The sequence below is a fragment of the Butyricimonas sp. RTP31003st1_G1_RTP31003_210430 genome (assembly GCF_040920905.1).
Lineage (GTDB): Bacteria > Bacteroidota > Bacteroidia > Bacteroidales > Marinifilaceae > Butyricimonas > Butyricimonas paravirosa.
In genome coordinates, this window is the sequence record NZ_JBCOSQ010000113.1 from 1 (window position 1) to 8,535 (window position 8,535).

At 39.6% G+C, this 8,535-nt stretch carries 8 protein-coding genes; all 8 read left to right on the forward strand.

Annotation, left to right across the window (positions count from 1 at the left end):
- A partial coding sequence (locus AB5542_RS20570) for a hypothetical protein (protein WP_368243414.1) occupies window positions 1-943 on the forward strand: 943 nt, incomplete at its 5' end.
- A gap of 30 nt (window positions 944-973) precedes the next feature.
- A complete protein-coding gene (locus AB5542_RS20575; protein WP_288215032.1) occupies window positions 974-2,080 on the forward strand; it encodes a thioredoxin family protein in 1,107 nt (368 codons plus the stop codon).
- Between the two features lie 53 nt (window positions 2,081-2,133).
- Entirely contained in the window at window positions 2,134-2,457 is a 324-nt protein-coding gene (locus AB5542_RS20580) for a hypothetical protein (RefSeq protein WP_147344465.1), read from the forward strand.
- Window positions 2,458-2,459: 2 nt separating this feature from the next.
- Complete coding sequence (locus tag AB5542_RS20585) at window positions 2,460-2,915, forward strand: hypothetical protein (RefSeq protein ID WP_288215033.1); 456 nt, start codon at window positions 2,460-2,462, stop codon at window positions 2,913-2,915.
- 15 nt (window positions 2,916-2,930) lie between these two features.
- Complete coding sequence (locus AB5542_RS20590; protein WP_288215034.1) at window positions 2,931-6,281, forward strand: hypothetical protein; 3,351 nt, start codon at window positions 2,931-2,933, stop codon at window positions 6,279-6,281.
- A gap of 162 nt (window positions 6,282-6,443) precedes the next feature.
- Complete coding sequence (locus AB5542_RS20595) at window positions 6,444-6,647, forward strand: thioredoxin family protein (protein ID WP_288215035.1); 204 nt, start codon at window positions 6,444-6,446, stop codon at window positions 6,645-6,647.
- The gene (locus AB5542_RS20600; RefSeq protein ID WP_288215036.1) at window positions 6,647-7,417 is read left to right on the forward strand and encodes a hypothetical protein; all 771 of its coding nucleotides are present in this window, start codon (window positions 6,647-6,649) and stop codon (window positions 7,415-7,417) included. The genes AB5542_RS20595 and AB5542_RS20600 overlap by 1 nt, the downstream gene beginning before the upstream one ends.
- A 540-nt stretch (window positions 7,418-7,957) precedes the next feature.
- On the forward strand, window positions 7,958-8,535 hold a 578-nt coding region (locus AB5542_RS20605), incomplete at its 3' end, for a polyprenyl synthetase family protein (RefSeq protein WP_368243415.1).

Genomic DNA, 8,535 nt, shown 5'->3' on the forward strand with positions numbered 1-8,535 from the left:
CGCCAATACCGTCTGTATCACCACGGAATCGGATAAACTTATTTGCCTTCGTACCGTGGATATGCTGAAAGCATTTGATAATTCGAATCTACTTTTCGAGGAAATGGAAGCGGACGAGGAACCCTATTGCATGATTCGTAGTCTTGCCAGTATATTCTATTTCTCGAATAAAGGAATCCGCTCTTCTTCAACCAGTGAAAATAGCGGAAAAATGGGCTTCCCGTTGGATAACGGGGGAAGTAAACACGTTCAGATTGTAGACGGGGGATTTGGAGGACACGTGTATTGGAATAACACGAAACATCGTGTTATGACCGTGGACTACAATTGTGTTGCGGCCTCCGAAATCGAGTACAACACGGAGATTAATCAAGATAACCTAGAATGTTTATCGAGTGGCCTAAACTACGTGGGAGGAGCCGAAACCATCTATTTTCTGTGTCAGGATAAAGTTTCCGGCACCCGTTATCTGTACCTGCTTTCCGGTGGTGCGATTCTGGAGATCCGGCCGTTGAACTCGGCTTTGCATTTGGCGCAAGGAGATATTATTGCCGGGAACGGGTTAACCGGAACATTTATTTATAGTGTACATAACAATAAGCTGTATGCTTATAATTTTGATGCAGAAACAGAGATCGAAATTCCCGTCACGGGTCTTCCGACAGGAGAGACAATTTCTTATGTTTTTAATTTGTATTGGAATATGGGCCCCTTCGGGGACACTTCCTTGAATTTTGATCATATCGTGATCGGGACTCAGAAAGAAAACACCTATACCGTGTACTTGTACAATATCCGCGGGGGACAACCTTACGGTACTCCTATCGATCAGTTCTCCGGGGAAGGGAAATTGAAAAGTGTCCGTTATGTTTGCCAGTTAGTCGTGGATGTGACCGCCATGATGGGGCCGTTGTATGGATATGGCCCGTGTTTCCCTTATTGATAAATGATACGTTACTAAAAATTTAATACGATGAAAAAAATAATTCTATTCTTGTCCGTTTCCTTGTTTGCCCTTTCATTAGTGGCTCAGACGAATTTTCGTGATATTACTTACAAGGAGGCTCTTGCGGCTGCTAAAGCTGAAAAAAAACTCGTGTTTATTGATTTTTATACTTCATGGTGTGGACCTTGTAAGATGATGATGAAAAATATTTTCCCATTGAAAGAAGTCGGTAATTATTTGAATTCTAAATTTGTGTGTATAAAAATTGATGCGGAAAAGGGTGAAGGTCCTGAATTGGCAAAACGTTATCAAGTAAAAGCATACCCTACGTTTGTTGCTATTAATCCTGCCGAGGAAATCTTGATGACTAAAGTCGGAGGTTCGGGGAGTGGGAGTGGTTTTATCGGTAGTATTGACCGCCTGATAGATCCCGACAAGACACCCGAACGTATGAAACAACGTTATGAAAGTGGAGAACGTACGGCCGACCTGATTTCTGCTTATGCGGGTCTGAAAATGGAGGAAGTTCACAAAAACCGTCAACCGGATATGACCAAGAAGGATGAGGCTTTCAAGATGGTGCAGGATTATTTTGACGGTTTGAAGGACAAGGAAAGGTTGGCAGAAGAAAATTTGTTCATCTACACGTCTTACACGGAGAATCCCGCTGATACAATCGCACGATATATGATTGCGAACCGGGATAAATTCGCTCCCGCAATCAAGAATGATATTTCTGATCGAATAAAAGAACTGTACAAAATGGATGTTTTAAATTATCTGACGGCCCGGGTTCCTTTTAATCAACAGCAATATGACATTGTGAAAAAAGGAGTTATGGATTTGGGATTAAATAAAGATGATTATTACACGACGGCATTCCGCTTTATCGAATCTTACGGTGCGGGGGATATGGACGCTTTCATGACGTTATGCGAGAAAGAGTATGATCAATTGAATGATGATTACAAGTCTTCCCTCATGTATAGTTTTGCCGACGTGTTTGCTAGTGCGGACGAGGCGGTGAAAAAACGGGCGGCAAAATTTATACGTCATTCATTCCTGGATATGGACGCGACCATGATTATGTTTGTGGCCCAACAACTTATGCAATTGGAAGGTAAAGGCCATTAATTAAGATGTATTTTGTGATAGCTAAATGAATTATAACAATGTAAATAAATATTATGAGCACATATTTATTATTAAGATGGATGCTGTTTTTGTCTTTAATTTTCGGAGGAAGCCTTGCGACAACTCCAAGTGGTAATGGGAAATCGGGATTTGAAGTTTGGGCTCCTATTGGAACTCAAGTTGATGTATTGAATGATGATGGATTATGGCTGATATTACCAACCAAGCCTATTGGTAGATGGTTTTATACTAATGCAACAATATTTAAAAATTATGAAGTAGAAGCTCAATATGGCAGTTTGAAACAAAAAACAGATTTTATGGTACCACTGCCTCCTGATAAAGTTATTATAGAATTTAAATTTAATGGGAAATAGCGATGAAGCTGTTAAATATGATCTCTCTCGTGTGTGCATTTCTGTTATTTCAGAAAATGGTACAGGCTCAGTCTGATGAAGAATATAGTGTCAGAATATATGTAAATATCGTGTATGAAGATATGAGTCAAGTGGATGGAGCATTAATAAAGGTTTATGATAAAAATCGTAATTATTTGTGTGAACGTTTTTCTGATGCTAATGAATTGGGAGCAACTGTTATAGAGGATACGAATATCATTCGAGAATATGGTACATATTACTTGGAGGTGAGTAAGCCCGGTTACACAACAGAAATGAAACAGGTGGAGGTGAAAAATGAACAAGTGCGACTTTGTCCAGGAGTTATTTTAAAACCGGAAAAGAATCAATCTATAGTCTGGTGGGTATTGGGTATGCTTTTTTTATTTGTAGGATTTGGACTATGGTGTCGTGGGAGAAAGCGTGGAGGTGCTTAAAATAGCAGCGACAACATGATAGACATGGGGTATATAAAACAAATAACCTTCTACGAGGTGAAGATGCTGTTTCGAAATAATGTGTTTATTATTTTAAGTATCTTCACTATATTAGGTCTTCCTGTTTGTCAATATTTTGTACAGGGAAGGTTTGCCTTTCATTACTTGATAGCTCTTCCCTGTGCATTACCTTTGGTAAATGCTTTTCTTTTTAATATGTTTCAATCGTTAATTGTTATTTTCGTTGTTGGAAATAATATATCGGATGAAAAGCATTTGGATACACTGGCGGCTTTACGAGTTAGGCGATACGGAAATGGAGATTATTTAATCGGAAAATTGGGGGCCGTGTTGATCGTGATATCTTTGTTAAATTTGACAGGACTTCTCTTCTTGGTAGGATTTCATATTTTCTTTGAGATTCCTTTTTCAGTGAAAATTTATCTTTTTTATTGGATAACATTGACATTCCCGGCTCTTCTATTTGCCTTGGGAGTGTCTTTGGGTGTTTATTCTTTCGTGAGAGTGTCTTTTGGAGGTTTAGTTTTATTGATGCTCCTGTTGTTGCTGGATGTTTTGGGGTTAAGTAGTCAAATGAACGGAGTGTTAGATTATAGGGCAACGGAGATTCCAAATGTTTTTTCCCAGATTTTAGGACATGTGGGATTAGGAAGGTATTTATTGCAACGATCTGTCATATTGTTTATTGGATTGGGATGTATCGCTTTTGCTGTGGCAGGGATACCCCGTATTGATGATTCGTCTCGAGTGGTAATTTATTGGAAAATAATTGGTATCGTGACAATCTTGTTGGGGTGTGGATTAGGGTTTGTATATAGTGGCTTTTTTTACTTGGATCGACAAAAAAGACAACAATATAGGGAATCATGTTGCCAATACAGGAATTGTGGGAATGTTAAAATTCTTAGTCATTCGATTCGTTGTTCACAAGCTGATGGACAGTTGGTGCTAATAGATACCTTATTATTGGAGAATGTAAAAGATCGAGTTTTGGGGGAAATGATTTTTTATTTGAACCCTTCTTTGAAAGTGTCACGTATAGAGGGAGAAGAAGAAAATATAAGATACGAACAGGAGGGGATTGTCGTGAAAGTTAATGAATCATTGGAAAGTAAAAAGCAAAAAAGGTTGATTTTTCACTATTCTGGTGGAATAGATGAAAGAGTTTGTTATCTTTATAAGGATGATTCTGTGTCGGAGAAAACCGTATGGAGTAATAGTTTATTGCGTTATGGTAAACATGCTGTATTGTTGTCGAATGATTATACTTTTTTGATTCCGGAGTGTTTATGGTATCCCGAGAGTTGTTCGCCTTTTCATCCTGGCGGTGAGTTGCTGAAAGAACGCACGTTTACTCGTTTTCGTTTGATGGTGCGACATCGAGAAGAACAAAATGTAATTTCGCAAGGATACCGAGAGTTGGATGGAGATTATGCCTGTTTCACCAATGATTATCCTTTAGCAGGTATAAGTTTGTGTGTAGGGAAATATGAGAGGGAGAAAATTCATGTGGACGGGAGTGATTTTGAGGTGTATTTTTTTGACAGAGAAGGTGTATTTTTTCAGACAGTAGAAGGATCTGTAGAAGGGCTTGTTGCTGGAATTCGAGAGATAAAGAGGAAATTAACCGAGAAGTATGGTTGCGATTATCCTTTTACTAAACTTGCTTTAGTGGAAATACCCATAGCTCTTTGTACGTATCTCTCGGACGTGGGAAATGGAAGTGGGTTTGTACAACCTGAACTTTTATTTATTCCAGAAAGTTGGTGTAAGAGTTCTAGTGTGACTCTTTTGCAGAAGCAGCTGGAGGATTTGCAAAAACATCATTCTCAATGGATTGATAGGACAACGATTGAAGCTACTAGTATATATGCTTTATATGCTAAAAATTTTCAAGACGAGATAGACGAGTTTCCGAGTATGGGGTTTGTTGATTGTTTATTGGGAAAACAATGGTTATTGGCTACAGGGAAGAATCCATTGTCGTTAGCGTCAATGTATACTAGTAACACGGGAGGTCTTTTTTCAGATAAATTTCCGGGAATTGACGTTGTTGTCAATCGAATAGAAAGGGAAAATTTTCGGAAAGAGTTATCGGGAACAATAGGTCCTTCGAAAACTCTAAAAGCATCCCGTTATCTTGGGGAGCATAGTTTGCGACAGGCTTTTGAAGACCCGGATGCAAGTGATTTTCTGGATGAATTATTAAAACTTAAAAGTCGTTATTTTCGTCAATATATATCTGCATTGATCGGTCGAGATGCATTTGAGATTTTTTTGCTAAAATGGCGGCAAGAAAACCGTTTTGAAATGGTGGATTTTTTTCAATTTGCCGTAGAATTCCAACAATATTTTAATTTTGATATTGTAAAAATGATGCAAGTGCTGTATGATGAACCGGGAGTTCCCTCATTTTTGATTCAAAATGTTTGTCAGCAATTAGTAAAAGATTCCGTATTTTTAATTTTTGATGTTCATAATACCTCGACGATAGAGGGGGTAATTACGTGTTACACAAGAGTATTCGAACATGGAACTGACGTGCGGGAAGTGGGGAGCGTGATTCTTCGAGGAGGAGAATATGTGCGAGTAGCGATGCCCTTGGAATATGTTTGTGATGAAGCATTTATTCGGACAAATTTATCTGCAAATTTACCTGAGGATTATGTTTTTTCAATAAAACCTGAGAAAGTGTGTGTTGAATCTCCTCCTCGAAGATTATTTCTTGATTCCGTATTTAAGGAACAAAAAAGTGATGAGATTATTGTGGATGATGAAGATGCTGGTTTCCAGGTGATAGAATCAAAGGCTCGAAGTTTTTTTGGTAATTCTTTAAAAAGAAATGAATTGGGAACAGCTGCAGATTTTGTTAAAGGGGAATTTCAGGGTTGGCTTCGATCTGTTTGTACTTATGCTTATGGAGGGGTTGTACGTGGGTTTTATGGGAAGAGGGTTGGTAATTCTACGGCTAGGATTCAATGGACGGCAACAATATTAGATGAAGGGAAATATGAAGTGTGGGTTCATCAGATTGGACTGCATAAATGGTTTCAACAAACGGATTCGCTTATTTATTATTATTCTTTGGAACAGGGGACCATGAGTGTTGATATCAAGGTGGAGAATGGGAAAAAATCTTTAGATCGTTTTGTGAGTTTATCCGGTGATGATCGTTATAAAGATGATTTTGTATATCGAATGACAAATTATTATGCTGATTGGATTCCTATTGGGATTTATGATTTAACGAAAGGACCGGTTTGTTTGTCTTTGCACGATAAGGGGATACGAGGAGGATTGATTTCTGCCGATGCGGTGAAGTGGGTAAAAGTCCAGGAGAGATGACTCTACCATCCCGTTGATCAATTCTCCGGGGAAGGGAAATTGAAAAGTGTTCGTTATGTTTGCCAGTTAGTCGTGGATATGACAGCCATGCTGGGGCCGATGTACGGGTATGGCCCGTGTTCCCCTTATTGATAAATGATACGTTACTAAAAATTTAATACGATGAAAAAAATAATTCTATTCTTGTCCGTTTCCTTGTTTACCCTTTCGTTGATGGCCCAGACGAGTTTCCGGGACATCACTTACAAGGAAGCGCTTGCTGCCGCTAAAGCTGAGAAGAAACAAGTTTTTATTGATTTCTACACCTCTTGGTGTGGTCCCTGCAAGATGATGACGAACAACGTTTTCCCGATGAAAAGATTTTAATGACCAAGGTGGGCGGGGCGATGGACGGGAATGCTTTTATCGGTAGCATCGACCGCTTGATCGATCCCGACAAAACGCCCGAACGTATGCAACAACGCTATGAAAGCGGGGAGCGCACGGCAGACCTGATCTCCGCTTATGCCGGGATGAAAATGGAAGAGGTTTATAAAAACCGTCAGCCGGACATGACCAAAAAGGACGAGGCTTTCAAGATGGTGCAGGATTATTTTGATGGTTTGAAGGATCAGGAGCGTCTGGCAGAAGAAAATCTGTTTATCTATACTACTTACACGGAAAGTCCTGCGGATGCCATCGCACAGTATATGATCACGAATCGGGATAAATTCGCCCCGGCTGTTCAAGATAAAATTATGAACCGGATTGGGGAGCTGTACAAGATGGAGGTTTTAAACTTCCTGACAGCGCGGGCTCCTTTTAATCAACAGAAATATAACGTCGTAAAAAAAGGAGTTATGGACTTGGGATTGAATAAAGATGATTATTACACGACAGCGTTCCGCTTTATCGAATCTTACGGTGCGGGGGATATGGACGCTTTCATGACGTTATGCGAGAAAGAGTATGATCAGTTGAACGATGATTACAAGTCTTCCCTCATGTATAGCTTCGCCAACGTGTTCGCCAATGCGAACGAGACGGTGAAAAAACGTGCGGCAAAATTTATACGTCATTCATTTTTGGATATGGATGCGACCATGATTATGTTTGTAGCCCAACAACTTATGCAATTGGAAGGTAAAGGCCATTGACGGTCGAAAATATTAAAAGAAGCTTTCGAAATCGAATCGTTGAGTGTCCCGGTTCTCTGAAATAGAGACCGGGATATTTTTATGACTAAGGGAGGTCTGTAAGAGGAAAGCTCGTTGTCATCTCTTTGTTATCCGATATTTTATCTTTATTTTATGATCAAGTCATGATCACTCACGGATAAAGTTATTTTAATAAGCAATTAAAATATTAATAGAACGCTATTATATATAGCGTTTTAATAGGGATTTAATAGCGTTCTAATAGCGCTTTACACGAAAGTCATCCGGAACTATTCAGCTATTGTTTATCAATTAAGAGTGTTATCCGGGAGTTCATCATGACGATTACGGCATTAAGAATCAATAATTTGAAATTAGACCTGTTTTTCTGCGATTGGGTGAAGGTTTGAAAATCGGTTTATTTTTCACGCTGAGAGAAAAAAGGGATCTGTGTGGGAAAAAGATATTTCTTTGCATAGATGATGGGTTGTTGGCGCTTTTTTTATACTTTAGCCGAACTAATTTGAAAATGTGACGGATATGTATACCATAGATGAACTTAGAGCGATTATCAAAGAAGAGTTAGACAAGAAAGAGTATATACAGGAGCCGTATTCCTTGTTCGAACCGATTCTGTATATTCTGGAAGACGGGGGAAAACGCTTGCGGCCTCTTTTAACGTTGATGGCATATAATCTTTATCGGGAGGATATAGAGAGGGTGCTTAAATCCGCTATCGGGATTGAGATCTTCCACAATTACACGCTTTTACATGATGACGTGATGGATGACGCGGAGTTGCGGCGCGGACGGCTGACTGTTCATAAAAAGTGGAATAGTAACGTGGCCATACTGAGTGGCGATGCGGCGGCGATCACGGCCTACCAGTGCATCGAGCATTGCGAGGACAAGTACTTGCGCCGGGCGATAGATTTTTTTAACCAAGTGGCGATGGACGTGTGTCGGGGGCAACAATACGATATGTTGTTTGAGACCCGGAATGATGTGTCGGAGGAAGAATATATCAAGATGATTTATCTGAAGACTTCGGTGTTACTTGCCGGAAGTTTGCGGCATGGAGCTTTGTTGGCTGATGCGCCGGAGCATGAGTATAACGC